Raw genomic sequence first — 23,789 nt, forward strand, 5'->3', positions numbered from 1 at the left:
CCGCGGCTCCGGCGGCTACCTGCGCCTATCACGGTTCTGGTGTGAGGCCCTGCCTGGCAGGGCCTTCCAGCAGCGCTCCGGTGGCCGAAAAGCGGCTGCCGTGGCAAGGGCAGTCCCATGTGCGCTCATGGCCGTTCCATTGAACAACGCACTTCAGGTGCGGGCAGAGCGCCGACATGGTGTGCAGGCGCCCGCCCTCGTCGCGGTAGACCGCAGTGCGCTTTCCATCCACGTCCAGCAGTGCGCCGCAACCACGGGCCAGCTCACTGGGCGAGCGCGAGGGCGCCGTGGCAAGCCGATCTCCCACCATGTGCCGCGCCACCGTGGCGTTGGTGCGGGCCCAACCAGAGGCCGAGCGCACCGGGGTGAAACGCATGGGGCTGAGCAGCTGCTCGATCTCGCTGGCCGTGCCGATGATTCCCTCGGTGATCGCGCGCGCGGCCACGCCTGCCCAGGTCAAACCGTCCGGCCCATACCCGGTAGCGACCCACACATTATCGTGCGCGCTGCTGCCGATATAGGGCAGCTGGTCGGCGGGCCGGAATTGCTGCGCCGACCAGCACAGCGGCCCGCCCTGCACGTTGAAGTTGCGGCGCGCGTCGGCGAGCAGATGTCGGGCCGGATCCACCGCTGGCGTTTCCCCGGTGCGGTGTGTTTCGCCAACCAGCACAAGCCAGTCGCGGCCATCAGCGCCGTGCACCCCGCGCAGTGAGCGCTGCCGGTCGGCGATCCAGTGAATGCCGGCCGCAGGTGGGTTGGCAACCTGTACCGCCATCCCGTACTCGCGGTACACCTCCATCTCGGCCTGCACCAGGTTGAAGCCTGCGGGCGAATGCGTAGCCAGCACGAACTGCCTGGCCTGTATACGGGCGCCATCGGCTGTCGCAACGCCGGCGGATGCCTCGATGCTGCTGATCCGGGTCCAGTCGTGGATGCGCACGCGACCGGCCAGATGAGCCGCCAGTTGCCTGCAGAACGCCGCCGGATCCAACTGCGCCTGGTCGGGAACACGGAAAGCGTGGCCCAATGCAAACGGCAGCCCGGACTGCCGATGTTCGCACTGCAGGCCGACGCGCTGATAGGCCTGCAGCTCACGCTCGAACTGCGCGGTGACCTCGCGGGTGCGCTCCTGCACACCGTACTGCATGGCCACGCGTTCGAAGCCACAGCGCAGATCATAGCGATGAACCAGGGTTTCGATGGACCGCAGCGCCTGCTGCCGCCACTGCACGACACGGCTGGCCGTGTCACCGCCCCAACGGGAGACCAGATCGGCCAGCCGGGAGACGGGCGCGTAAAGATTGCCGGTGGACATCACCGTGTTGCGCCCACCGATGGGCCCCGCATCGACCACCAGCACATCCAGCCCGGCATCGGCCAGGCGGGCCGCTGTCAACAGGCCGGTCATGCCGGCGCCAACCACCAGCACGTCCGCCCGCGTGGTTCCGGCAAGTGGGCGAAAGCTGTTCGAATCGCTATCACGGGACCATAGGCTGGCGCGCAGTAACGGGTCGGTCATGAAATGCACCCTTGCAGAGTCAGCTGGAAGTCTTCCCTGATACGCCGCCGGGGGTGAAACAGCCGTGGTGCGACCGTGCAGAAAATCCTCACACACGTAGCCGTAGCGATGCCGAGCAGGGGGTGGCTGAACATCGCGTAGACGGCACGTCTGCGTCCGCTGTGCGGCCCACAACACCCTTCTTGCGGTGCGCGCGGTTGCCAGCTTGCCCGGAAGGAGGAAACCGCAGTGAGCACGCACCTGGAGATCGACCTGATGATCCCGCAACTGGAGGAAATGCTGCCGGAATGGGCGGCGTTCTACCTGGAGCAGCAGTTCATGCGCATGCTCGCCGAAGCGCTGGACTACATTGCTGCCAGTGCGGACCCGGAGGCCCGGCTGTACTGCGTGATGCGCACCGGGCACCTCCATCTGTGCAGCGGAGAGATTCCGTGGCCGGCGGGCCATGGAGGCCCTGGCCGTTTGCTACGGGTCTGCCTGCGCCCATCGCGCGAGATTCTGTTTCACTTTTCCGATGTCGGCCCACGGGTCCTTGCGGCGTCGTTTGAGCTTTGTCGGCACATCCTTGATCGTGAACCCGTCGGCGCGCTTGAGTTTTGACAGATCACTCCATGCAATCGGCAGCGCCACCGGTGCCCCCGGCCTGGCCCGCAGCGAGTAGGACGCGACCGCCGTTGCACCGCGCCCATTGCGCAGGTAGTCGACGAAGATCCGCTTGTTGCGCAGGCTTTTGGTGGCCGTTGCCACGAACCGCTGGGGCTCGGATTGCGCCAGCGCTTCGGCGAAGCCTCTGGCGAAGCGCTTGGTCAGGTCCCAATCACATCCCGGATCGAGCGGCACGACCACGTGCAGGCCCTTGCCGCCGGATACCCGCAGGAACGACTCCAGTTCCAGCTGCGCCAGCAGTTTGCGGATGTCGGTGGCCGCTTTCCTGACCTCGGCAAAGGGAACGCCGGGTCCTGGATCCAGATCGAACACCACCCGATCGGCCTTGTCGGGCGTTTCGGCGTGGCTGCCCCACGGGTGGAATTCCAATGCGTTGAACTGCACCAGTTCCAGCAGGCTGGCCGGGTCACGCACCACCAGGTAATGGGCGTTTATCCCGCTTTCCTCCTTGAGCTTTACTGCGTCGACCAGCTCCAGCCCGGCCGTATGGTGTTTCTGGAAGAAGCAGGGCTTTGTGGCGCCACTGGGGCATCGGATGATCGAGAGCGGGCGATCAATCACCTCGGGAAGCAGGTGCTCCATCACTGCCGTGTAGTAATTCCACACGTCCTGCTTGGTGTAACCGTCGCCGGGGAACAGGATCTTGCCCGGAGAGGACAGCGATGGCGCCGCGCGATCCGCCACCGGTGCCAGCCTGGTCTTGCGCGCAGGTCGCGGGGGTGCCGGTGTGCGCGCCGCCAGGGCCGTTCCAGCGCGATCGGAATCGGCGAGGTCGGCGATATCCTTGTCCGCGCGCACCGCCTTCAGCGACGCCTGGCGCAACAGCTTCTGCCCGCCGATGCCGCGGTAGAAGACCTCCACCACGAATCGCGGCTCGAACCAGGTCGCAGCGCGCAGGTCGGTGTCCTGGGTGGGCACGTACGCGGTTGGCTTGCGGCCGCCACCGCCCTTGATGCGCTTGCTGATCTCGCCGATCAGCTCGTCCGAGAACCCGGACCCCACCCGGCCGGCGTAAAGCCAGCCGTGCTCCGCATCTGGACGGGCCAGCAGCAGCGCGCCGAAGCCGGCACGGCTGCCCTTGGGTGCGGTGTAGCCCACCACCGCAAACTCGTCGCTGGCCAGCTGTTTGGTCTTGCGCCAGTCATCACTGCGGCCGCTGTGGTAGCTGCCGTCGGCGCGCTTGGAAATGATGCCTTCGAAATGCTGCTCACCGGCCAGGCGATAGGCCTCGTCGCCATCGCCCTGCACATGGGAACTGAACGCCAACGGGCTGCCCTGCCCTTCCAGCAAGGACTGCAGCAAGGCCTTGCGCTCCAGGAGCGGCGCATCGGCGACGTCCACGCCATCAAGATGCAGCAGATCAAACAGGGCATACGTCAGCACGCCCTGGCGCTCGCCGGAGAGCGTGGCCTGCAGCAGGTTGAAGTCCTCCTTGGTGCCGGCGCCGGCGATGAGCTCACCGTCCAGTGCGGCTGAGGTCAGGCCCAGCGCCGCCACCGCGTCACGTATCTCGGGGATCTTGCCGGTCCATTCCAGTGCATTGCGGGACCACAGCTGCACCTCGCCCTTGGCGACCGTGGCAAGGATGCGGTACCCGTCCCACTTGATTTCGTGGACCCACTGCTCGCCCTGGGGCGGCGCGTCTCCCAGCTTGGCCAACTGCGGTTCGAATGGACCGGACGGCGCTGCGGCCTTTCTTGCCTTGCTGAGCGCCAGCGCCTTCTTCGCCCAGTTCGTTCGTCGGATGCGCTTGACGGGTACCGCGGTGAGCCGCCTCTTCGCGCTCTTGCCGGCCCCGGCCCGCTTCAGATCCTCCGCTGGCGCTTCAGCGACATCCGCCAGCAGATCGTCTGCCTCGATGTCGCCGGCGAATTCGTCGTCATCCTTGAACAGCAGCCACTGCGGTTGGCGCGCCGGCTTCCCTGAGCGGACCAGATGCCATCCGCCCTTCAGTTTGGCGCCGAACAGTTCGAAGCGCAGATGGCCCTTGGCGAGCTGGGCTTCCGGGTCGCCCTGCGTCGCCCACACGCCATGGTCGAACTGGGCCACATGGCCACCGCCGTACTGGCCTTTGGGGATTTCGCCTTCGAAGGCCGCATACTCGACAGGATGATCTTCCACCTCCACCGCCATGCGCTTGACCTTCGGGTCGTAACTGGGCCCCTTGGGCACGGCCCAACTCTTCAGCGCGTCCCCTACCTGAAGGCGGAAGTCATAGTGCCTCCGGCTGGCATGGTGCAGCTGCACCACGAAAATGGCGCGTTGCCCTTTCGGTAGCGCCTTGCCCGGCTCGGGCTCCTTGGTCTTGTCAAAACTGCGCTTGCGGCGGTACTCGACCAGGGACATGGGCAACTCCGCGCTATTTTCCCAGATGCTTGCGGACAGCAACGACGGTGGGTCCGACCGCCGCCACAGCAGCACGAAGTTCCTTGGCGGACACGCCCAGCGTGGTGGTCCAGTACTGCAGCTCGTAATCTTCGTTGACGTTGATGCGATCCCGGTCCGGGCGGCCGGTTTTCTGCTTGTCATCGCTCATGGGAGTCTCCGCGCGTGGTCGGGCGTGAAGTGACCGTACCGGCCGGTGCATGGGCACGAGGCGATGCCATTGTGAAGCCATGGCGAAGGCCTGGCGGCACCGGCGCCAACCCGCAGTGGCGGATCCCGCATCGTGAAGGGCACGCGCACGGTTCGCGTGGACCTTCACATGCCGCCTTCACCTGGCACCTGCCTGATCGCAACCGGGAAGACCCTACGCTGATCGCTCCACTCACTGCGGAGCCCAGTATGGCTATCAAGACGGCGGAAGACCTGTTCATCCACGAACTCTCGGATATCTACAGCGCCGAGAAGCAGCTGACCAAGGCCCTCCCACGCCTGGCCCGTGCGGCCGAGAATCCGGACCTGGCCACGGCGTTTGAGACGCACCTGGAAGAGACCCAGGGCCAGATCGAACGCATCGACCAGGTTGTCGAGATCCTGGGCATTCGCCTGAAGCGCATCAAGTGCGCGGCGATGGAGGGCCTGGTGGAGGAAGGCAAGGAAGTGATCGACAGCATCGACAAGGGCCCGGTGCGGGATGCTGCGCTGATCGGCGGCGCGCAGAAGGTCGAGCATTACGAGATTGCGTCCTACGGGACCATTGCCGCGCTGGCCAAGCAGCTGGGCTACAAGGACGCCCTGCCGCTGCTGCTGGAGACGCTTGAGGAAGAGAAGGCCACCGACGAAAAGCTGACCCTGCTGGCCAAGGGCGGCGGCAACGCCACGGCCGCGCAGGCCGCCTGATCGGCGCGCCTTGGAACCCGGCTGCCACGGACGGCGGCCTCAGTGCCCGTAGAGCACCTGATCATTGGGGCAGAAGAACGTGCGCCGCCGCGTGGTCCCCATGTAGAGCTTGCTGATTGGGCCACCGCACAGGGGACAGACCTTCTTCGTGTGCACCTGCCAATGCCTCTTCAGCTCGAAGCGCCGCTTCCATTCCAGGAAGTCGAAGCTGTAGGCGCGCGCCTGTTCGATCAGCGCGGTAAGCCTGCGTGGCGGCAGGTCGCCCAAGCGGGTGGCGGGGTGCACGCCTATACGGAACAGCACCTCGTTCTTGATGATGTTGCCCACGCCGGCAAAGACCGTCTGGTCCAGAAGCGCATCGCAGACCATGACTTCCGGCATTGCCTTCAGCTTGCGCCGGGCCAGCTTCGGATCCCAAGCATCGTTCATCACGTCCGCGCGCCAGTCGTAGACGTCGTCCAACGGCTCGTCGATCAGCCGCACGGAACACGCATAGAAGTTCAGCTCGCCATTGTCGAACAGCAGGGATACACGCGCCGGGGTTGGCTTCCGTTCGTCGATGCGCCAGCTGCCGAACATCATCAGATGGATGCGCAGTGTGTGGCGGCTGAATTCCAGCAGGAAGTGCTTGCCCCAACTGCGGACCGCCTTGACCCTTCGGCCCTGCAGCGGCGACAGGTCGATGCGGCTGTTTCCGGAGACGGTGCGGACCACGTGCCCTTTGAAATGGCTAGTGGATTCGCGCAGCAGTACGATGGAAGGACCTTCAGGCATGGGCGTTCTCCTGCAGCAGCGCCTGCAGGCGCAGTGCGTTGCCGGTGGCATGGCCCAGTGCTGTATTGTCCAGTACGAACCAGGCCGGCCGTTGCGCATCAGCTTCGCGCCGCAGCCCTTGCGCCAGTTCCGCCAGGGCCTGTTCGCTGTACGCACTGCGATAGATCTGCGGCTGGCCGTGCCAGCGCCAGTAGCTCCACGCACGATCACCGCCGGGAACCGCTGCCGCCGGCACACGTGCCGGATCTGCGGCTACCCGTGCAACACCATGCGCGCTCAGCAGCGCATCCACGTCCGCCGTGAACCAACTCGGATGCCGCGGCTCGCACGCTACATCGGCCTGCGTGCGCGCGCGCAGGCCCCGCAGGAAGGCTTCGGCCGTGGCCGTGTCGTACACCAGGCTGGGCGGCAGCTGCAGCAGCAACGGACCGAGCTTTCCACCCAGCTCCAGCACGCCCTCAAGGAACTGTTCGAGCGGCTGCATTGCATCGCGCAGCCGACGCTCATGGCTGATCTCGCGCGGGAGTTTCACCGCGAACCGGAAGCCCTCCGGAACGCTCGCCGCCCATCGCGCGTAAGTCCTGGGCTGGTGCGGTCGATAGAAGGAAGAGTTGATCTCCACCATCGACAGGCGTGTGGCATAGCGCTGCAGTAGGCTGTCGCCCGCGCCGAACGCTTCCTGATCCGCCCGCGGCAGCGACCATCCCGCACAACCGACGCGTGGTGGGCCGGACGCAACCTGGGCGGCTGTGGCCTTCATCGTGCCAGCTGCCCGTCTGGTTCGATGATGCCACCCGCGCTTGCTTCCGTCTGCGATTGCGAAACCGACAGTAGTCGATCCAGGGCACTGGTGCCCGACTGCAGCGCCGACGCGCTGCGCACGAATCCGGTCCAGTCGGAAATGGCGATCTTTCCCAGCGCGAGCTCATCCACCCGCACGCTGCGCATCCGCCAGCGCGGAAACTGTCGGCGACCCACCCTGCCCCGGTTCAGTTCGACGATTCCACTGTGGCTGCTTGCAGCCAGAATGCGCGTGTACACCGCCTTGACCCCTGCCTCCGGGCCTTCCAGGTACTGCAGGAAGCGCGAGCCATCGAACAGCAATGTGCCGGTGACATCGGCGGACTCGTTGAACTGCACCGCCTCCGCCACGAGTTGCTGCAGCCGCTGTTCCGTCAGGTTGCGGGAGGCTTCACTTACATAGGCAATCGCTCTGAAGGGCATGGCACCACCGGTTGTTGCAGACCGCTCTACCTTAGCCACACCGATCGTACGCGCGGTGAGACCGGTGTGGAGGCTGCGTCGAACTGTGGCGTGTACCTTCTGCATTGCGTTGACGCACGGTTGGGCCGCCGAACGTGTGTCTGCCACTGTGCGCACGCGTGCAGGGATGTTCGTGGAGGCCGGATGAGGAATCAGAGCCTTCCGGATGACGCGACGTTGGCGGTCGTGCCACCGCCGTCTAGCGCCGGATCTGGAAGATGGTCGCTGCCGCCAATGAGGCGGCTGAACCCAAGGAGACTTTCCATGGCCAACCAGAACCAGAACCAGGGCACCAGCAACCGCGGTTTCGCTTCGATGGACGAGGACAAGCAGCGCGAGATCGCCGCCAAGGGTGGACGTGCCGCGCACGAGTCAGGCAACGCCCATGAATTCAGCTCGGAAGAAGCACGCGAAGCCGGCCGCAAGGGCGGCGAAGCAGTGAGCCAGGACCGCCAGCACATGGCTGACATCGGCCGCGAAGGCGGCCAGAACAGTCGCGGTGGTGGCAACCAGGGCGGCAATCAAGGCGGCGGGCAGCAACAGCAGGAACGCGGCGGCGGCAACAACCGCGGTGGCCAGCAGCGCTGATCGGCGCTGAAACCCGTTGCATCCCTTCGTGGGCGGAGGTGTTGTCCGCCCACTTTTGTACGCCCCACGCGGCTCAGGGGCGTTGCAACCGGAGCGCCGCGAACGGGCGCCCCGGCTTCTTTCACGGCTCGCGTGGCGGCAGGTCCAGTGCACCTGCACCCGGGCCTGCCCCCAGCTCGGCCCCGGTGGCCGGCCGCGCTTCCGGGTCGGAGAGCGTGCGCAGGGTCATGGCCTGCACCGCCGCTTGTTCGCGCGGGTCCAGGTCCACCGTGCCGCCGCCGTCGCCACCATCCACAGCGGCCTGTGCGTCGCGGTCGCTGACCCGCTCCCAGAGCTCGCCGCTGTTCCAGCTGCCCTGCAGATCGTCGGCGCCGTCACCCTGCGACATGTCCATGTACAGATCGGTGAACGCCGGATCCCCCGGCAGCTTGCCCGGTGGGAAGTTGGGTTGGATGCTGTGCAGCGCTTTCTCGAACGACTTCATGTGCGCGATCTCGCGGGTCATCAGGAAGCGCAGCGCATCCTTGATGCCCGGGTCGTCGGTAACGTTGATCAGGCGCTCATACACCAGCTTGGCGCGCGCTTCGGCCGCGATGTTCGAGCGCAGGTCGGCGGTGGGGTCGCCGATCGAGTCGATGTAGGCGGCTGTCCACGGCACCCCGCTGGAATTGACCAGCGCGGGGCCGCCGCCGTACAGGATCTGTTCGGTGTGGCTGGTGCTGTTCTGGCCCAGCAGCCGCATGTCCTCGGCCTCGGCAAGCCCTTCGGACTGGATCGCCTTGGGCCCGCGGTTGAGCATGGCGATGATGGTGCCGATGATCTCCAGATGACTGATCTCCTCGGTGGCGATGTCCATCAACAGGTCCTTGCGCCCGGGATCGCATTCGCCAAGTCCCTGGGTGAAGTAGCGCATCGCGGCGGCCAACTCGCCCTGTGGGCCGCCGAACTGTTCAAGCATGAGGCTGGCGAGCTGCGGGTTGGATTCGCGGACGCGCACGGTATACATCAGTTTCTTGTGATGAAAGAACATGAGGGCTTCTCCGGTGGCTGGTGTGGGCTGGCTTAGGGGTCAACGCTTGGCTTGGGCGCCGGGCGTTTCGTCACGGTTGAGGAACGCTCCGACCAGCCCGTCCTGGTGGTCCTCCAGCCAGCGCGCCATGGCAACCTCTTCCTGCAGGATCTGGCCGCACACCGCCGCAATGTCGGGCGCGCCGGCGCGCTCGGCAGCGATCACCAGCGCCCTGTACGTGGCGATCTCGGTGTTCTCGAAGCCAAATGAAAGGCCCACGCTCTTGACCACCTCGTCCTCCATCAGCGTGTTGCCGGCGGCGTGGATGGCGGCGGTCATGCTCGCGAACAATCCCTTCGCGGTGGGCACGCTTCCTCCCAGCGCCTCAATGCACTGCCGCAGTGAGGCAGACTGCCCCTGCGTCTCCTGGACGTGCTGGCTGATGCGTGCGGCAAGCTGGGGATAGTTCTCGATCCGCGAAGCCATGGCCTTCATCATGGTCTCCGCTTCCTGTTCCATGGCGTAGGCGTCCTGCAGCCACTTCAGCAGGCGCTCGCTTCGGGCGGTGTTCTGGTCTGCCATCTCGATCTCCGGTGCGGGGCGACATGCCTCCGGAGACCATCGTGGAGCGAGCGCAATCACCGCGTTGTCGGGCGATGTGAGCCGCCGCAGGTTGGCATTGCACGCGGCGCTGATGCAGCGATAACATCCGCACCCCGGACTGGACCCGGGGCGCCCTCAGGTCGCCAGGGCGCTCGATGCGACCGCGCCCGCCCTGGGGCCCCGGGGGCGGGTGTTCGAAGCGCCCCCGCCGTCCGCCGCCATCACGGCCTGCATCACGCGGTGTTGAGCGCGGTGCCCACCCCCGTCCACGCCCACGACATAGACAAAACGGCCATCAAATTTGGCCTGTGCGCCTTCAAGGGCATCGTCGGCCTGCAATGCCCGCTTCAGCGACTTCATCCACGTCCGTTCAGGCGTACGGTCCAGTTCCACGACAATGGCGGCGCCGCCACAATCGAGCGGCATGCACTCGATACGCAGCACGCCTGGAGAGGCCGCTTCGTTTCCGGATAGAGGCATGACAGAAACTCCGATACAGGGGTCGGCGGCAGTATCCACAGCGCATGCCAAGAAGCCGTCAACGAGATCCATAAGGCCCTCCACGCCTCCTCCACGAGGTTGGCACGCGCGCAAGGCTTCGCGCCGGACTGACAATGTGCACGCAGGATCTTGATGCAGCACAGCAGAAACTCGTGTTCCCAGGACAACACAGGCATGTACGCATGCAATCCGCAATGAGCCAGCGCAGATGCAACCTGCTGCTGGTGGAAGACCAACTCGATCTGGCCACACTCATGGAGCACGCCCTTGAGGACGTCGGTGATCAGGTGACGCATGCCTACAGCGTGTTCGACGCTCTCGGGCTGCTGGACACCCAGCGATTCGACGGCGCCGTGCTCGATGTCGAACTTCGCGACGGTGTGGTCTTTCCCGTCGCTGATCGCCTGGCAGAACTCGGCATCCCCTACCTGTTCGTCTCTGCGGTCTACGACCAGCTGGTGCCGCAGCGCCACCGGCGCGCAGCCTTCGTTGCCAAACCGTTCCATGTGAGTCAATTGCAGGACACGGTTCGGCGCGTGCTGGGCGATACCTGCGCGCAGCCGCCCCCGCATTGAATCCATGCAACCGTCACCCCAGGTGCGGGGCTACCACCAGGCCCAGCTGGCGCAGCGCGCCACCACGGGAGAGGCCATCCCAGTTGCCGTGCGCGACGCTGCGGATCTCGGAGGCCTCAACCCACAGCAACCGCATCGACCAATAGGGAAAGAACCTGCCGGAAACCCTGCCGCGGCCCAGTTCGATCAGCTCGCGATGGCTGCGGGCACTGAGAATGCGGCTGTACACCACGTTGATGCTGTCTTCCGGCCCCTCGATGTACTGCAGGAAGCGGAGCCCGTCATAAAGAAGCACACCCGTAACGCCGGCTTCAAGGTTGAAGCGGGCGGCGGCCCTGGCGAGGTCATCCACATGGTCCATGGAAAGCCCCGATGTCGCGTCACTTGCGTAGGCGACTGCACGGAGGGGCACATTCGTTCCTTCTGGCGCAGGAAATTTCCTGCACTTCAATGATCGCCGCGCTGATGTAGGCAGAGATGAGGTGTTCAATCGCCGGGCTACCAGTGCCCTGCCCCGAGCTGCACGCTGCGATAACGCGTCGGCAGGCGCAGAGCTTCTGCGCTCCCGGCCGAGCGGTTCAGCGCCAACAGCGTTCACGGCTGTTGATGGTAATGGGCGCAGGCGCCGGCGGCCACATCACTCGGCTGGAAGCGTGGCGTGCCCATGAATACCCTGTGCGGTGATCCTCACCCGGTCAGCGCGGGCGCCTCGCTCTCGCCCTCACGCACTGGAGAAGCTCCCACAGCCAAGGCAGCACCACCAGGCCAGACGCCGGCAGCAGGACCCACCACCAGATCCCGGGTGCTGCCGGTTCCACACTGAGCGACCATCGAGGATGGGCCTGCCAGGCCACCCAGGCCAACAGGACCCACGGCGCGGCATCCAGCACACTGTGCACATGCTGCTCCGCCGGACTGATGCGTCTGCGGCCGTCTGCGCTGACGGTGTCCAGGTAGCCGGCGATTGCGTGAGCAATGACCAGAAGCGCCAGGAGCGTGACCAGCGACAACGTGTTTTCCAGCAGCAGCCACGCCAGCACGCCGCTGCCGATCAGAAGCAGCTGCACCCCATGCAACAGGCTTTCGCGCATCGCGGAGGTGTGTGGAAGGTCGGTCCGGCGGTGAAAATGGAAGTCCAGCGAACCGGCCACCAACCACAGTGCGTACACACAGCCCACGACAATCGCACTCATGGCGCCACGCTCACGGTGTCAGAACGATCTTGCGGCAGTCGTCATCCTTGGCATCAAACATCGCATAGCCCTGCGCTGCATCGGCCAGGCGCATCCGGTGCGAGATGATGTCACCCGGATCCAGCTTTCCTTCCAAGATGGCGTCGAGCAGCTCCGGCATCAGTCCCTGCACGTGGGTCTGCCCCATCTTGAACGTCAAGCCCTTGTCGAACGCGTCACCCAGCAGGAAACCGTGGATGAAGCCGGCATAGACACCGGGGATGCTGACAACGCCGCCGCGGCGGGCCGCGGCGATGCACTGCCGGATCGCCACCCCGCTGCTGCCTTCCAGTTTCACGGCGGTCAGCGCTGACTCCAGCGCACTCCCTTCGGCCTCGAAGCCTACGGCCTCGATGCAGGCGTCTGCGCCCCGCCCGCTGGTCTGGGTCAGGATGTAATCGGCCGGGTCCTCGATCTCCCTGAAGTCGATGGGGGTCACCCCGTAGGCGCGACGCGCGTAGTCAAGGCGGTAGCGAAGATGGTCCACCATGAAGATGGTCTCGGCCCCCAGCAGCCGGCAGCAGGCTGCGCTCATCAGCCCCACCGGCCCGGCACCGAAGATGGCCACCGTCGAGCCGGGCTTGACCCCAGCGTTCAGCGCGGCCTGGTAGCCGGTGGGCAGGATGTCCGAAAGGAACAGAACCTGCTCGTCGGGCACGCCTTCCGGGATGCGCAGCGGGCCTACATTCGCCTTCGGCACGCGTACGAATTCGGCCTGCCCGCCGGCCACGCCGCCATACAGATGGCTGTAGCCGAACAATGCGGCCGGAGGCAGTATGCCCTTCTGGTTCAGTGCGGCGCCCTTGCCCGGATTGGTGGTCTCGCAGGCGGCATACTCGGCCAGCCGGCAGTGGAAGCACTCGCCACAGGCAATCACAAACGGGATCACCACGCGATCACCGGGTTTCACCTGGGTCACGCCGCTGCCGACCTCTTCCACCACGCCCATGAATTCGTGGCCCAGCACATCGCCATCGTGCAGGTCAGGAATCTTGCCCCGGTACAGGTGCAGGTCCGAACCACAGATGGCGGTGGCGGTCACCCTCAGGATCAGATCATCCTCGGCCGCCAGCACCGGGTCCGGCACGGTCTCGACGCGCACATCCCTGCGGCCGTGATAGGTCAATGCCTGCATCGCGGTTCTCCAGAAAGATCGGAACATCAGCATCGCAGGGCAGTCCCCCTGCTGCGGTGACATCCGGGTGTGCGCGGCGTTCATTCCGCGGCGTCGTGGCGTTAACCCGGCGCGGTGCAGGCTTCAGGTTCTCGCCGCAGGAGCTGCTCATGAACGACAAGTTGCCTTTCAATCCAACCACGGACGTGGACGATCAGTCGAAGGCCCACACGCCGGACAAGCGTCGCAACGACCAGGCCAGGTGGAAGGACCACGACATGCCCGACGATGGGGACGGCCCCAAGGCGGTACCTGAAGACTACGAGCGGCCGGATCCTGACCCGACAGGCAAGCGTTGAGCCCGCCTCACATCCTCGATGCGCAGTGATCACGAGCCCTGCCCTCTTGCCCGCGCATGCTTCCGCATGGTCTCTGGAACAGCTGATCGAGGTGTTGCATGTGGAAACGCAACGGTCTCTCGCTGGTGCTGCTTGCACTCACCGTCGTGTTCATCGTTGGGCAGGCAGTTGCGGGGCACCATGTCCACAACCAGGAGTTGACGCAGCACGGGTGCGCGCCGATCGATCTATGGCACTACCTGGCGACCGGCCACTTCGTCAGCGCCACATTCGAGAACTGGGAGAGCGAATTCCTGCAGATGGGCATGTATGTTCTCCTGACCGTCACCCTTCGCCAGCGTGGCTCGGCTGAATCGCGGCCGTTGGATCCTGCACAGGAGCAGAGCCGCGTCGAGCCAGGACCTACGCCCTGGCCGGTGAGGCGTGGCGGCGTCTGGAAGGTGCTGTACGGTCATTCGCTTGCAATCGCCTTCGGGCTGTTGTTCCTGTTGAGCTTCACGCTGCATGCGTTGGGAAGCTGGCGAGCCGAGCAAGCCGAGCAGCTGTTGCGGGGCCTGCCCGCACCCGGCTTCCTGCAGCACCTGGCCAGCAGCACATTCTGGTTTGAATCGATGCAGAACTGGCAGAGCGAATTTCTCGCCGTGCTGTCCCTGGTTGTACTGACGATCTTCCTGCGCCAGAAGGATTCACCGCAGTCCAAGCCGGTCGAGGCCCCGCACGCACAGACAGGTGATTGAGCCATGGGACAGGATCCATCGACGGCCTTGCTGATCATCGACATGTTCAGCCGTTTCGACTTCCCCGGCGCGCAGGATCTTGCGCCCGTTGCGGAGCGGGCGGCCAGACAGATCCGGCGTTTGAGAGACCACTTCGATGACCGCAGGTGGCCGGTCATCTATGCCAATGACAATTTCTCCGACTGGAAGCGTGACTTCCGGCAACAGGTTGCGCAGTGCAGGCGGGACGGGGGCGCAGCCGGGCGGATAGCCGAGCTGCTCTCGCCCCTGCCCGATCACTACTTTGTACTCAAGCCCAAGCACTCGGCGTTCCTCGCCACCCCGCTGCCGGTCCTGCTGGCCAAGTTGGGCGTGCGCCGACTTTGGCTCAGCGGGATGACAGCCGATTCGTGTGTGCTGGCAACCGCGTTGGACGCCAACGCCAGGGAGTTCGACGTCGTCCTGGCAAGGGAGGCCGTGGCGGGGATGCCGTCACAGAAGCAGCGGGCAATGGCGCTGCTCGCCGATTCGGGAGCAGCCCGGGTGGCACGAATTGCTTCTCTGGTGCCGGCATGACCAGCGGGATGGAGCAGTATTCGGCTCAAGCCCGGTCTGCGACACCCTTTACACCGGCATGACCGGCGCAATGTGCGCAGCAGAAAATCTGGCCGTTTCCCTCGACACCGTGTCCGATGACGGCGCAATCGCAGTGGGCGCAGCGCGGGGCGAACGCATGGATCGCGCATTCGAACGAATCGAACGTGCCGCTACGCCCGCCTTGCTGTACGGTGAAGCTCTTGTCGTAGTCGTTGCCGCAGACATCACAGGTAGCCATCGGGCACCTCCTGCTCTGGAAGGAGCCTGCAGTGTGGCCATCACGGATGTCGGCGGCAGTGAAAGCACCGTGTCACGACTGTGCAGGGTCTTCACGCGGAGAGCGGCATGGCACCTGCCCTGCATCGTCCGTCCGGACCCGTCCAATGAACCGGCACGCCAGCATGATCTGCACGATGCAGTGATCGCGGGCAGTGCGGGTTGACTGGAACTGCACGAGATGACTGCTCGCCCGTAGCGTACGTTGGCAATCCCCTTGCGTCATGCGGCAAGGGCGTACGGCTCCACCAGTCCCACCAGCAGATCCATTGCCGATTGCCCGCCGGCCGACGTATCGCCACGCTGTACGAAGCCGACCCAGTCCGCGTGGGCCAGGGACTTCAACTGCCCGGGATCTACCGGAAGCCAGCGCATCGGCCAGAACGGCAGGCGCCGGTTGCCCACCCTGCCCCGCTGCAGCTCCACCAGCCCTGCGTGGCTGGTTGCGCCCAGCACACGCGCGTACGCCACCCGCAACCCGTCCTCCGGTCCCTCCATGTACTGGAGAAACCGCCCCCCATCGAAGAGAAGCACCCCGGTAACGCCGGCGTCCCGGTTGAAACGTGCGGCGTCGTCGACCAGCTGGTCCAGCCTGTTGCCCTCTTTGCGCCCGTTGTCGCCCACAACAGTTGGGCTGGCTTCGCTGACGTATACCACTGCCCTGATAGGCATCGGTTGCTCCTGTGACGAATCCCCCCAGATTCCGATGGCCTCACCGTAGCCCATCTGAGGACCTGGGATGTTCCCATCGTGTGTATTCCGTGATCCGATCGCCATTATCCGACCAGCGGTGCACCTTTCCTCGGCGTGTTCAGGATCCGCAGCCGGTCGTCCTCCTGTGCCGGCACCGCAGGTTCGGGGAGACGCATGCCAGTGCCAGGCTCACGCCCTGTCCGCTGCCCACGCCAGGTCGAACGTCAACGCGAGGCGCTGGCCGGGCTCCAGCCGGTGCGGCGCCAGCGTGAAGCCGTCCGGCGGACCGCTCTGGGGCTCCACACAGGTGGCGTGCGGCGTGCCGTCGTAGACCACCCAATGGTCGTGGTCCGAGCGCAGCCGCAGGCGCTGGCCTCCGCGTATCAGCGTGATGTCACTGTCGGCGATGAAGCAGTCATCCCAGGGACCGGTAGTGGGATCCACACAGGGCAACGTGGCAATACCTTCCCCGTCCCGCGGGTACATCGCACGAGGCGTGAACAGCAGCCCGTCAGGCTTCCGGAACCAGGGATGCCAGCCCAGCACCGCCGGCATCGCCTGCTCGCCGGCCTGGACCGAAAGGCGCATCTGCAGGGCGTAAGCCTGCAGCCGCAGGTCCAGCATGGCCATGCCACCAAAGGGCCAGTAGCCGTCGCGCGGTAGCGCCAGCGACAACCTGGCTGCCGCCGCATCCAGCCGGTCGATCTGCCACGGTCGCGAGAAGCCCAACCCATGAATGGCGTGCCCGTTGAAGTTGAGCGGCAGCCGATGCGGCCTGCCGTCAAAGCAGAACGTTCCATGGCGGATGCGCCCGGCCCAGGGCACCATCGGGTAGCAGCCCCAGGCGATCGCAGCCGCCCCGCCCTCCTGTGGATCCGCCAGCCACTCCACGCCCCGGTAACGCAGGTGCGCCACGCGCCCGCCCGCCCCTGCGGCGAGCGCAACCTCCAGTTCGCCGCATCTCAGCCAGTGCAGTTCACCGGCCGGCAGCGGGGCCAGCGCATCATCCACAGGCAGCATGCGCTCAGGCCCCATACGGATTGATCGTGCGGATGCTTCCGTCCGGCTCCATGTGCAGCGGTGTGCACTTGGCCGAGCGCAGGTGGGTGATGCCGCCGGACATCAGTGCATCGTGATAGAACAGGTACCACTGCCCTTCGAACTGGCAGATGGAGTGGTGGGTGGTCCAACCGACCACGGGGGTGAGGATCACGCCAGCGTAGGTGAACGGGCCATACGGGCTGTCGCCGATGGCGTAGCACAGCTGATGGGTGTTGCCAGTGGAGTACGACAGATAGTAGCGACCCTGATACCTGTGCAGCCACGGGCCTTCGAAGAAGCGGCGCGCATGGTCGTCCGCACGCAGCGGCTGGCCATGCTCATCCAGGATCTGCACTTCGCGGGTGGGTTCGGCCAGCTCGGTCATGCAGGCGTCCAGGCGGCCCACGCGCGGCCCCAGCGCCGGCGCGCTGCCCTCGGGTTCCTCGTGGGCCTCGCTGTACTGGTTGTCACGATACTTCTGCAGCTGCCCGCCCCAGATGCCGCCGAAGTACAGGTAGTGGCTGCCATCCTCGTCTTCGAACACGGCAGGGTCGATCGAGTACGCGCCCTTGATCGGCTCCGGCTGGGGCACGAACGGGCCCTCCGGCCGCGTGCCGATCGCCGCGCCGATGCGGAACCGGCCCTCGGCGTCCTTGGCCGGGAAGTACAGGTAGTAGCGGCCATCGCGGCAGGCGGCATCGGGGGCCCACATCTGTTTCCGTGCCCAGGGCACGTCGCGGACGTGCAGCGCCATGCCGCAATCCACGGCCGTGCTGTGGGGCGTATCCATCTTCAGCACATGATAATCCTGCATGCCGAAGTGGCCACCTTCGTCGTCGAACGGCTGGCCACCGTCGATGTCGTGCGACGGATAGATGTACAGGCGCCCCTCGAACACGTGCGCCGAAGGGTCGGCGGTGTAGATGTGGGTCACCAGCGGTTGCGAAATGGCGTGTGCGGTGAGCTGCGCAAGACGGGCTTCGCTGGCCTGGCCGTCTTCGCCGGCATGGAGGTCGATCATGGTTGTCATCTTGGCCTTACGCGGAAGCGTCGGCGGAACGGCGACGCAGGTGGAGGTCCTGCTCGATGCGGGTCTCGGTGCGCTTGTCGATCCTGTAGAAGAACAGCAGCGCCACGGCGAGCAGGAAAGGAAGGGAGCAGTAGACGCTTACGGTCAAGCGGATGCCCTGCACCACGCCCTCAGGCTGCTGCGCCAGTCCTGCCTGGTAGCCGTAGTGCGCAAGGATGGCCGCGACCAGCGCGCCTCCGACGCTGAGGCCGATCTTCAGTCCGCACAGCATCGCCGAGAAGATGATCGCGGTCGCCCGCCGATGGTTCTTCCACTCCGAGTAGTCCGCGACGTCGGCGATCATCGCCCACAGCAACGGGATGGTGATGCCATAGCAGAAGCCATGCAGCATGAAGGCAGCGAAGGCCACCGCCACGCCCGTGGGTGGAAACAGGTAGAAGGCAAGCAGGAACAGGGTCGAGACAAACAGGGCGCCACCGAAGACGTCGCGCTTGCCGAAGCGATCCGCCAGCCGTCGTGATGCGCCGATGCCCAGGATCATGCAGAGGATGCCGCACGCGTTGAACAGGCTGAACGCCGAGGTGGCCGCGTCCTTCGGCCAGGTGAACGCCGCGAAGCCGGCGCTGGCCAGGGCAGCATTCAAGGCGCTGATCAGGCCGTTGAAGCCTGAGCCGTCCAGGAAGCCGGCCAGCGCGGCTTCACTCATGTAGTACTGGAAGTAATAGATGTAGGTGCCGCCCTTCAGCGCCAGGTTGATGAATACCAGCACGGTCAGGGCCAGCATCACCTGCCACGGGCGGTTGTGCAGCAGGTCCGACAGGTCCTGCAGTACGCCCCCGGTCTGCTCGCGCGTCGGCACGATGCGTTCGCGAGTGGTGGCGAACGTGATCAGGAAGAACGCCGTGCCGATGATGGCGAATGCGGTCATGACCTGCTCGAAGCCGCGCACCCGGTCGCCATCGCCCAGGATCAGCACCAGCGGCATCAGCAGCACCTGGATGATGAACTGCGCGACCATCACAGCCACGAAGCGGTAGGCCGAGAGGCTGTTGCGCTGGGCCATGCTGCCGGTCAGCACGCCGCTCAGCGCCGAGTACGGCAGGTTGTTCGCGGCGTAGACGCAGACCAGCAGCGCGTAGGTGGCCAGTGCATAGATCACTTTTCCGCGCTCGCCCAGGTCCGGGGTGCTGAACGCCAGCAGCGACAGCACGCCGAACGGAATGGCTGTCCACAGGATCCATGGGCGGAAGCGGCCCCAGCGTGTGGATGTGCGGTCCGCCGCGATGCCGATCAACGGCGTGAACACGAACGCACCCAGCAGGCCCACCACGAAGATGATCGTGGCCGCGGTGGCAGCCGGCAGGCGGTAGACGTCGGTGTAGAAGAACGCCAGGTAGGTGATCAGGGTCTGGAAGATCAGGTTGGCGGCGAGATCGCCCAGGCTGTAGCCGAGCTTCTCGCGGACCGATAGCGCGTGTTCAGTGCTTGCCATGCAGCGGACGTCCTTGAAAAGGAATCTGGTCGAAGCGGAATCGATGCCGGCGGGGATGATCAGTCAAGCGCGGGCACCACGGTGAACCTGCCCTGCGCACGTATATCGGCACTGGACGCCCCCACCCTGACCTCATAGGCACCGGGCTGCACCGCGTACGCCGCGCGCGCTTCGTCATAGTGGCGCAGAGCCTGCGCCGCCTCCAGGGTGAACGTCACCGTGCGGCGTTCGCCCGGGGCCAGCTGGACGCGCTGGAAGCCACGCAGTTCCTGCACGGCGTCGCCGCTGCCAGCGTGCTCGCGCCGCACGTACAGCTGCACCACTTCGTCACCGCTGCGGGTGCCCGCGTTGGTCACATCCAGCGCCACGCCCAGGCGGCCGTCGGCGCGGAGGCTGTCTGCATCGAGGCGAAGCGTTCCATAGTCGAATCGGGTATACGACAGACCGTGACCGAACGGATACAGGGGCGTGCCGCGGAAGTAGCGATAGGTGCGGCCCTCCATGGCGTAGTCGTCGAATGCCGGCATCGCTTCGCCGGCCTTGTAGAACGTGACCGGCAAACGGCCGGCGGGATTGACGTCGCCAAACAGCGCCTGACCGACTGCGGTGCCGCCGCGTTGCCCGGGGTACCAGCTCATCAGGATCGCTGGCAGATGCGCCTGCGCCCAGTCCACGGCGATGGCCGAGCCACCGGTAAGCACCATCACCACCGGCTTGCCGGTGCCGTGCAGGGCCTCCAGCAGGGTGCGCTGCGGCGCGGGCAGTCGCAGGTCGGTACGGTCGCCACCGGCAAAGCCCGGGTAGTTGACCGTCATCTCTTCGCCTTCGACATCGCCGGTGAGTCCACCAACGAACACCACCACATCGGCATCGCGTGCGGCATCGAGCGCTTCATCGAACGGTGCCTTGGCGCCGGGCATGCGCCAGCCCAGGCGCACGCCGGCATCGCGCTGGTCGTCGTAGTACTCCAGCTTCAGGTCATAAGTACGCCCGGCCTGCAGGTCGAGTTCGACACCCTCGGCATGCAGGCGATCCGTGTTCACCCAGTGATCGATCACGCGCTTGCCGTCCAGATACAGGCGGTAGCCATCATCGCCGGCCACCTCCAGCCGGTAGCGACCGGACACGGGGGGCAGCAGCTGGCCGCTCCAGCGGATGCTGAAGCGGTCGTTGGGAATCCCCTGCCCCGGTGCCGCTTCGCCGCGTGCCAGCAGGTTGTCGGTCGGCGAGCCGCGGTCCCAGCGGAAGCCGATCTGCGCGTCGGTACGCACCAGGGCCGGAGTGCCGGACAGGTCGGGCGTGCGGAAGTACTCACCGCGCAGGCCGCGCTCGGGCGACTCCGCCGAGGGCCGCAGGTAGGTCGGCTCGATCAGCGGTGTGGCGCCGGGATCGTCGCGGCCCTCCACCAGGTCGACGCCGCGGGCATAACGCACTTCAACGCCCTTGGCCGCCTCGCGTATGCCCTGCAGGATCGTCACCGGCGCCGCCGGTGTGCCGAAGTAGTTGCCGAGCAGTGCCATGGTGTCGTCGGCAGTGGGTCCGACCACGGCAATGCGCTTGATGTCGCGCGACAGTGGAAGGATGCCGTCGTTCTTCAGCAGCACGAGCGATGCCTGCGCGGCCTTGAGGGCCAGCGCATCATGGGCCGGCGCCTGGTTCACCGAGGCCGGAATGCGCGCCCAGCGCACCCGCTCCGGCGGATCGAACATGCCCAGGCGCATCCGTGCGGTGAACAGGCGGGTCACCGCATCGTCGATCTCCGCCTCGCTGATCAGCCCTTGGCGCACTGCGGCAGGCAACGTTGCGTACTCCTGGCCGCATTCCAGCTCGGTGCCGTTCCTCACCGCCAGCGCCGCAGCGGCTTCGCGCGTGGTGACGATACGGTGGTGCTTCCAGATATCGACGATGGCCCAGCAGTCCGAGACCACGTAGCCCTTGAAACCCCAGTCGCGTCGAAGCACATCGTGCAGCAGGAAACGGCTGGCACTGGCGGACTCGCCGTACACGCGGTTGTAGGCGCCCATGACCGCATCCACTTCGCCCTCCTTCACCAGCGCCTCGAACGCCGGCAGGTAGGTGTCATACAGGTCGCGCCGGCTGGGCCGTGCATCGAAGTGATGGCGGTCGGCCTCCGGTCCGCTGTGCACGGCCAGATGCTTGGCGGTGGCGTCCAGCTTGCGGTAGACGGGGTCGTCGCCCTGCAGGCCGCGTACGAAGGCCACGCCCATGCGCGCGGTGAGGTAGGGATCCTCGCCGTAGGTCTCCTGTCCGCGCCCCCAGCGCGGGTCGCGGAAGATGTTGACGTTCGGCGACCAGAAGGTCAGGCCCTGGTAACGGCCATGCGCGCCTTCGCGGAGGAACTGGTGGTGCTTTGCGCGGGCCTCGTCGCTGATGGTCGTGGCCACCTGCCCCATCAACGGTACATCGAAGGTCGCGGCCAGGCCGATTGCCTGCGGAAACACCGTGGCCTGCCCTGCCCGTGCGACGCCGTGCAGTCCCTCGTTCCACCAGTCGTAGGCGGGTACCCCCAGCCGTTCGATCGCCGGCGCGGCGTTCTGCATCTGCGCGGCCTTCTCTTCCAGCGTCATCTGCGCGACGAGTGCCGCGGCCCGTTGCTCGAAGCTGGCCGAAACGTCCAGCCAGGGCCGCGGCGCAGCCGCGGATGCGGCGGCCGCCACACAGGTCAGTACGAACAGGGCGATCCCACCGCGCCAGGTACGGCGGCGGGCCTTGGACGAAATCGACAGCCTCATTTGCTTCTCCCGTTGCGCTCGTCGCGCGCGAAAGGACCCAGCAGTGCGCCCACGAAGCCGCCTGCCCGGTCCGTACTCAGGACGGTGCCGTCCACCTCGCCTGCGAGCAGTTGCCAGCCCTGCCCATCGCCAGTGTCGAACGAGAACGCATAGTCGCTCTCGTTGCCGGCAATCTTCAGGCGCAGTGCTGCAGGCACCGGTACTTCACGGCTGGCCAGCGTCCGCGTGCTGCGGCCACCGTCGCGCGCTTCGAGGAAGAGCGAGAGACGCCCCCCGCCAAGGTCCCGAACGCCAAGGAAGTACCAGTACGCCTCGCTCTGGAACGCCGCCAGACCGGCGGCGACTCCGGAAGCTGGCGGGGTCATCGCGGTGCTCGCCTCGAAGCGCAGATGCTGCTGGCGCCGGCCGAGAAACGCCGGATTGCGCAGCGTGTCCAGATCCTCGGCGAGCGGGTGCACGGCCAGCATGCCGGGGCGCTTGTGCAGGTCTGCCCAGGCATGCCTGGGCACGCGCACGCGCAGCCACTGGCGATCGAGCGCTGGGCCATCAAAATTGTCGCGCGCTACGAAATTGCCGGTCGACGGGGCCTGGGATGCCTCGCCCTGCATCCACGCGGGGGCCTTGGCCACGTAGGGAATGGCCTGGTCAACCGGCAGGATCTGCGGCCAGCCATCCTGCCAGCGCACCGGCAACAGGTAGGTCTCGCGCCCGGTGTTGTAGTGGCGCTTCTGATAGTTGCGGCTGGCCAGGAACACCGCCCACCACGAGCCATCCGGGCCTTCGACCAGGTCGGCGTGGCCGGCATTGGTGATCGGAAGCGGACGGTCGTCCGGCAGTTCGCGCTGGGTCAGGATCGGATTGCCCGCATAGGGAACGTAGGGCCCCCACACCGCGCGGCTGCGCAGCACCACCTGCGAGTGCTGCGGCCCGGTGCCTCCTTCAGCGTCGGACAGGTAATACCAGCCCTCCCGCTTGTAGATGTGCGGTCCCTCGATCCAGATCGGATTCTTCGCCGGCTCCACGCCTCCATCAACCAGTACCCGGCGGGGCCCGACCGGCTTGAACGCCGCCAGATCGATCTGCTGCATCCAGATGGCGCGGTGCCCGTCATAGCGCGGCGGACCGGGCGGTGCATCGTTGTTGATCAGGTACACCTTGCCGTCGTCGTCAAAAAACAGTGATGGATCGATGCCATCGATGCCGGGCAGCCAGTGCGGATCGGACCACGGCCCGGCCGGGTCGCGCGCGGTGGCGATGAAGTTGCCACCGCTGTCGGTGGCGGTGGTGGTTACGTAGAACGTGCCGTCGTGGTAATCGATGGTGGGCGCGAAGATGCCGCGCGAGACGCTCAGGCCGTCGAAATCCAGTTGCGTGGGGCGGTCAATCACATTGCCGATCTGCTTCCAGTGCACCAGGTCGGCACTTTCGAACACCGGAATGCCCGGGAAGTAGGTGAAGCTGGAATTGACCAGGTAGAACCGGCCGTTCGCGCGCACGACGCTGGGATCGGCATGGAAGCCGGCCAGGACAGGATTGCGGTAGTGGCCGGCCGGCAGCGGGACTTCAAACGCCTGGTCATTGCCGCGGTACTCGAACCAGTCGAAGTACACCGGCGGAGCATCCGGCGGCGCGCTGGCCCGGGTGGTTGCGGCCGACAGCAGAAACAACGCCCCCAGCAGGTGGCGCGCCATCGACCTCAGGCCGGC

Annotated in this window: 25 protein-coding genes; 6 read left to right on the forward strand and 19 right to left on the reverse strand. The window is 66.0% G+C overall.

The features are described from left to right. Window positions 1-28: 28 nt before the first annotated feature. From VG543_RS04775 to VG543_RS04785, 3 genes are read right to left on the reverse strand one after another with little or no spacing between them, the layout of a single operon-like run. Window positions 29-1,930 (reverse strand): FAD-dependent oxidoreductase, encoded by a 1,902-nt coding sequence (locus VG543_RS04775; RefSeq protein ID WP_423177902.1) that lies wholly within the window; start codon window positions 1,928-1,930, stop codon window positions 29-31. Between the two features lie 54 nt (window positions 1,931-1,984). Next, entirely contained in the window at window positions 1,985-4,531 is a 2,547-nt protein-coding gene (gene ligD, locus VG543_RS04780; protein ID WP_423177904.1) for a DNA ligase D, read from the reverse strand. A 13-nt stretch (window positions 4,532-4,544) separates the two neighbouring features. Next, complete coding sequence (locus VG543_RS04785; protein WP_019659710.1) at window positions 4,545-4,721, reverse strand: DUF3606 domain-containing protein; 177 nt, start codon at window positions 4,719-4,721, stop codon at window positions 4,545-4,547. 248 nt (window positions 4,722-4,969) lie between these two features. On the opposite strand from VG543_RS04785, the gene VG543_RS04790 reads away from it, so the two are divergent. Beyond that, the gene (locus VG543_RS04790; protein WP_423177905.1) at window positions 4,970-5,467 is read left to right on the forward strand and encodes a ferritin-like domain-containing protein; all 498 of its coding nucleotides are present in this window, start codon (window positions 4,970-4,972) and stop codon (window positions 5,465-5,467) included. 39 nt (window positions 5,468-5,506) lie between these two features. Here the strand turns inward: VG543_RS04790 and VG543_RS04795 are convergent, their stop codons facing one another. The 3 genes from VG543_RS04795 to VG543_RS04805 are packed head-to-tail and all read right to left on the reverse strand — an operon-like array spanning window position 5,507 to window position 7,465. Beyond that, complete coding sequence (locus VG543_RS04795) at window positions 5,507-6,241, reverse strand: DNA-formamidopyrimidine glycosylase family protein (protein WP_423177906.1); 735 nt, start codon at window positions 6,239-6,241, stop codon at window positions 5,507-5,509. Beyond that, window positions 6,234-7,001: a DUF72 domain-containing protein gene (locus VG543_RS04800; RefSeq protein ID WP_423177907.1), complete on the reverse strand. Its 768-nt coding sequence runs from the start codon at window positions 6,999-7,001 to the stop codon at window positions 6,234-6,236. Before VG543_RS04800 ends, VG543_RS04795 begins: the two co-directional genes overlap by 8 nt. Continuing rightward, window positions 6,998-7,465, reverse strand: coding sequence for a BLUF domain-containing protein (locus tag VG543_RS04805; RefSeq protein ID WP_019659714.1), 468 nt, complete (start codon window positions 7,463-7,465; stop codon window positions 6,998-7,000). The genes VG543_RS04800 and VG543_RS04805 overlap by 4 nt, the downstream gene beginning before the upstream one ends. A gap of 303 nt (window positions 7,466-7,768) precedes the next feature. On the opposite strand from VG543_RS04805, the gene VG543_RS04810 reads away from it, so the two are divergent. After that, on the forward strand, window positions 7,769-8,092 hold the full coding sequence (locus VG543_RS04810; protein WP_058982980.1) for a KGG domain-containing protein: 324 nt from the start codon (window positions 7,769-7,771) through the stop codon (window positions 8,090-8,092). 121 nt (window positions 8,093-8,213) lie between these two features. Here VG543_RS04810 and VG543_RS04815 read toward each other — a convergent pair whose 3' ends face one another. The 3 genes from VG543_RS04815 to VG543_RS04825 all read right to left on the reverse strand — a co-directional run bounded on the left by VG543_RS04815 (window position 8,214) and on the right by VG543_RS04825 (window position 10,256). Continuing rightward, window positions 8,214-9,122, reverse strand: coding sequence for a manganese catalase family protein (locus VG543_RS04815; RefSeq protein ID WP_019659716.1), 909 nt, complete (start codon window positions 9,120-9,122; stop codon window positions 8,214-8,216). Window positions 9,123-9,161: 39 nt separating this feature from the next. Continuing rightward, window positions 9,162-9,683 (reverse strand): ferritin-like domain-containing protein, encoded by a 522-nt coding sequence (locus VG543_RS04820; protein WP_019659717.1) that lies wholly within the window; start codon window positions 9,681-9,683, stop codon window positions 9,162-9,164. A gap of 156 nt (window positions 9,684-9,839) precedes the next feature. Beyond that, window positions 9,840-10,256 (reverse strand): hypothetical protein, encoded by a 417-nt coding sequence (locus VG543_RS04825; protein ID WP_227844341.1) that lies wholly within the window; start codon window positions 10,254-10,256, stop codon window positions 9,840-9,842. 131 nt (window positions 10,257-10,387) lie between these two features. Here VG543_RS04825 and VG543_RS04830 point away from each other — a divergent pair, with 131 nt between their 5' ends. Next, window positions 10,388-10,780 carry a response regulator gene (locus tag VG543_RS04830; protein ID WP_111098446.1) on the forward strand — a complete coding sequence of 131 codons (393 nt, stop codon included), beginning with the start codon at window positions 10,388-10,390 and terminating at the stop codon, window positions 10,778-10,780. A 13-nt stretch (window positions 10,781-10,793) separates the two neighbouring features. Here VG543_RS04830 and VG543_RS04835 read toward each other — a convergent pair whose 3' ends face one another. From VG543_RS04835 to VG543_RS04845, 3 genes are all read right to left on the reverse strand, one after another. Beyond that, window positions 10,794-11,192, reverse strand: coding sequence for a BLUF domain-containing protein (locus VG543_RS04835; RefSeq protein WP_312544825.1), 399 nt, complete (start codon window positions 11,190-11,192; stop codon window positions 10,794-10,796). A gap of 283 nt (window positions 11,193-11,475) precedes the next feature. Then, window positions 11,476-11,973, reverse strand: a complete 498-nt coding sequence (locus VG543_RS04840; protein ID WP_058982975.1) for a hypothetical protein — start codon at window positions 11,971-11,973, stop codon at window positions 11,476-11,478. 10 nt (window positions 11,974-11,983) lie between these two features. Then, window positions 11,984-13,147 (reverse strand): zinc-dependent alcohol dehydrogenase, encoded by a 1,164-nt coding sequence (locus tag VG543_RS04845; protein WP_423177909.1) that lies wholly within the window; start codon window positions 13,145-13,147, stop codon window positions 11,984-11,986. 149 nt (window positions 13,148-13,296) lie between these two features. Between VG543_RS04845 and VG543_RS04850 the strand changes: the two genes are divergently transcribed. The 3 genes from VG543_RS04850 (at window position 13,297) to VG543_RS04860 (ending at window position 14,777) form a co-directional block, all read left to right on the forward strand. Continuing rightward, entirely contained in the window at window positions 13,297-13,485 is a 189-nt protein-coding gene (locus VG543_RS04850; RefSeq protein WP_019337695.1) for a hypothetical protein, read from the forward strand. Between the two features lie 98 nt (window positions 13,486-13,583). Continuing rightward, window positions 13,584-14,222, forward strand: a complete 639-nt coding sequence (locus tag VG543_RS04855) for a DUF6766 family protein (RefSeq protein WP_423177910.1) — start codon at window positions 13,584-13,586, stop codon at window positions 14,220-14,222. A 3-nt stretch (window positions 14,223-14,225) separates the two neighbouring features. Continuing rightward, window positions 14,226-14,777 carry a cysteine hydrolase family protein gene (locus tag VG543_RS04860; protein ID WP_019659724.1) on the forward strand — a complete coding sequence of 184 codons (552 nt, stop codon included), beginning with the start codon at window positions 14,226-14,228 and terminating at the stop codon, window positions 14,775-14,777. 25 nt (window positions 14,778-14,802) lie between these two features. Here the strand turns inward: VG543_RS04860 and VG543_RS04865 are convergent, their stop codons facing one another. The 7 genes from VG543_RS04865 to VG543_RS04895 all read right to left on the reverse strand — a co-directional run bounded on the left by VG543_RS04865 (window position 14,803) and on the right by VG543_RS04895 (window position 23,774). Beyond that, window positions 14,803-15,036, reverse strand: a complete 234-nt coding sequence (locus VG543_RS04865; protein WP_111098449.1) for a hypothetical protein — start codon at window positions 15,034-15,036, stop codon at window positions 14,803-14,805. A gap of 260 nt (window positions 15,037-15,296) precedes the next feature. Further along, on the reverse strand, window positions 15,297-15,746 hold the full coding sequence (locus tag VG543_RS04870) for a BLUF domain-containing protein (RefSeq protein WP_031269501.1): 450 nt from the start codon (window positions 15,744-15,746) through the stop codon (window positions 15,297-15,299). A 210-nt stretch (window positions 15,747-15,956) separates the two neighbouring features. Further along, on the reverse strand, window positions 15,957-16,802 hold the full coding sequence (locus VG543_RS04875; RefSeq protein ID WP_423177912.1) for an aldose epimerase: 846 nt from the start codon (window positions 16,800-16,802) through the stop codon (window positions 15,957-15,959). Beyond that, complete coding sequence (locus VG543_RS04880; protein WP_423177914.1) at window positions 16,792-17,829, reverse strand: glycoside hydrolase family 43 protein; 1,038 nt, start codon at window positions 17,827-17,829, stop codon at window positions 16,792-16,794. The genes VG543_RS04875 and VG543_RS04880 overlap by 11 nt, the downstream gene beginning before the upstream one ends. 16 nt (window positions 17,830-17,845) lie before the next feature. Continuing rightward, on the reverse strand, window positions 17,846-19,330 hold the full coding sequence (locus tag VG543_RS04885; protein WP_171953081.1) for an MFS transporter: 1,485 nt from the start codon (window positions 19,328-19,330) through the stop codon (window positions 17,846-17,848). 59 nt (window positions 19,331-19,389) lie between these two features. Continuing rightward, window positions 19,390-22,083, reverse strand: a complete 2,694-nt coding sequence (locus tag VG543_RS04890; protein WP_423177915.1) for a glycoside hydrolase family 3 C-terminal domain-containing protein — start codon at window positions 22,081-22,083, stop codon at window positions 19,390-19,392. Further along, entirely contained in the window at window positions 22,080-23,774 is a 1,695-nt protein-coding gene (locus VG543_RS04895) for a glycoside hydrolase family 43 protein (RefSeq protein WP_423178102.1), read from the reverse strand. The genes VG543_RS04890 and VG543_RS04895 overlap by 4 nt, the downstream gene beginning before the upstream one ends. Between the last annotated feature and the right edge of the window lie 15 nt (window positions 23,775-23,789).

Source organism: Stenotrophomonas sp. CASM101 (assembly GCF_049384845.1).
Classification (GTDB): domain Bacteria; phylum Pseudomonadota; class Gammaproteobacteria; order Xanthomonadales; family Xanthomonadaceae; genus Stenotrophomonas; species Stenotrophomonas hibiscicola.

Excerpts from the sequence above, each read along its gene's own strand:
- VG543_RS04885 (WP_171953081.1), bottom strand. The coding sequence starts at position 19,330 with ATGGCAAGCACTGAACACGCGCTATCGGTCCGCGAGAAGCTCGGCTAC.
- VG543_RS04800 (WP_423177907.1), bottom strand. The coding sequence starts at position 7,001 with ATGAAGGCCACAGCCGCCCAGGTTGCGTCCGGCCCACCACGCGTCGGT.
- VG543_RS04840 (WP_058982975.1), bottom strand. The coding sequence starts at position 11,973 with ATGAGTGCGATTGTCGTGGGCTGTGTGTACGCACTGTGGTTGGTGGCC.
- VG543_RS04850 (WP_019337695.1), top strand. The coding sequence starts at position 13,297 with ATGAACGACAAGTTGCCTTTCAATCCAACCACGGACGTGGACGATCAG.
- VG543_RS04820 (WP_019659717.1), bottom strand. The coding sequence starts at position 9,683 with ATGGCAGACCAGAACACCGCCCGAAGCGAGCGCCTGCTGAAGTGGCTG.
- VG543_RS04805 (WP_019659714.1), bottom strand. The coding sequence starts at position 7,465 with ATGCCCTTCAGAGCGATTGCCTATGTAAGTGAAGCCTCCCGCAACCTG.
- VG543_RS04855 (WP_423177910.1), top strand. The coding sequence starts at position 13,584 with ATGTGGAAACGCAACGGTCTCTCGCTGGTGCTGCTTGCACTCACCGTC.
- VG543_RS04775 (WP_423177902.1), bottom strand. The coding sequence starts at position 1,930 with ATGGAGGTGCCCGGTGCGCATCACGCAGTACAGCCGGGCCTCCGGGTC.
- ligD (WP_423177904.1), bottom strand. The coding sequence starts at position 4,531 with ATGTCCCTGGTCGAGTACCGCCGCAAGCGCAGTTTTGACAAGACCAAG.
- VG543_RS04870 (WP_031269501.1), bottom strand. The coding sequence starts at position 15,746 with ATGCCTATCAGGGCAGTGGTATACGTCAGCGAAGCCAGCCCAACTGTT.
- VG543_RS04865 (WP_111098449.1), bottom strand. The coding sequence starts at position 15,036 with ATGGCTACCTGTGATGTCTGCGGCAACGACTACGACAAGAGCTTCACC.
- VG543_RS04810 (WP_058982980.1), top strand. The coding sequence starts at position 7,769 with ATGGCCAACCAGAACCAGAACCAGGGCACCAGCAACCGCGGTTTCGCT.
- VG543_RS04785 (WP_019659710.1), bottom strand. The coding sequence starts at position 4,721 with ATGAGCGATGACAAGCAGAAAACCGGCCGCCCGGACCGGGATCGCATC.
- VG543_RS04860 (WP_019659724.1), top strand. The coding sequence starts at position 14,226 with ATGGGACAGGATCCATCGACGGCCTTGCTGATCATCGACATGTTCAGC.
- VG543_RS04895 (WP_423178102.1), bottom strand. The coding sequence starts at position 23,774 with ATGGCGCGCCACCTGCTGGGGGCGTTGTTTCTGCTGTCGGCCGCAACC.
- VG543_RS04845 (WP_423177909.1), bottom strand. The coding sequence starts at position 13,147 with ATGCAGGCATTGACCTATCACGGCCGCAGGGATGTGCGCGTCGAGACC.
- VG543_RS04880 (WP_423177914.1), bottom strand. The coding sequence starts at position 17,829 with ATGATCGACCTCCATGCCGGCGAAGACGGCCAGGCCAGCGAAGCCCGT.
- VG543_RS04825 (WP_227844341.1), bottom strand. The coding sequence starts at position 10,256 with ATGGATCTCGTTGACGGCTTCTTGGCATGCGCTGTGGATACTGCCGCC.
- VG543_RS04890 (WP_423177915.1), bottom strand. The coding sequence starts at position 22,083 with ATGAGGCTGTCGATTTCGTCCAAGGCCCGCCGCCGTACCTGGCGCGGT.
- VG543_RS04875 (WP_423177912.1), bottom strand. The coding sequence starts at position 16,802 with ATGGGGCCTGAGCGCATGCTGCCTGTGGATGATGCGCTGGCCCCGCTG.
- VG543_RS04795 (WP_423177906.1), bottom strand. The coding sequence starts at position 6,241 with ATGCCTGAAGGTCCTTCCATCGTACTGCTGCGCGAATCCACTAGCCAT.
- VG543_RS04815 (WP_019659716.1), bottom strand. The coding sequence starts at position 9,122 with ATGTTCTTTCATCACAAGAAACTGATGTATACCGTGCGCGTCCGCGAA.
- VG543_RS04830 (WP_111098446.1), top strand. The coding sequence starts at position 10,388 with ATGCAATCCGCAATGAGCCAGCGCAGATGCAACCTGCTGCTGGTGGAA.
- VG543_RS04790 (WP_423177905.1), top strand. The coding sequence starts at position 4,970 with ATGGCTATCAAGACGGCGGAAGACCTGTTCATCCACGAACTCTCGGAT.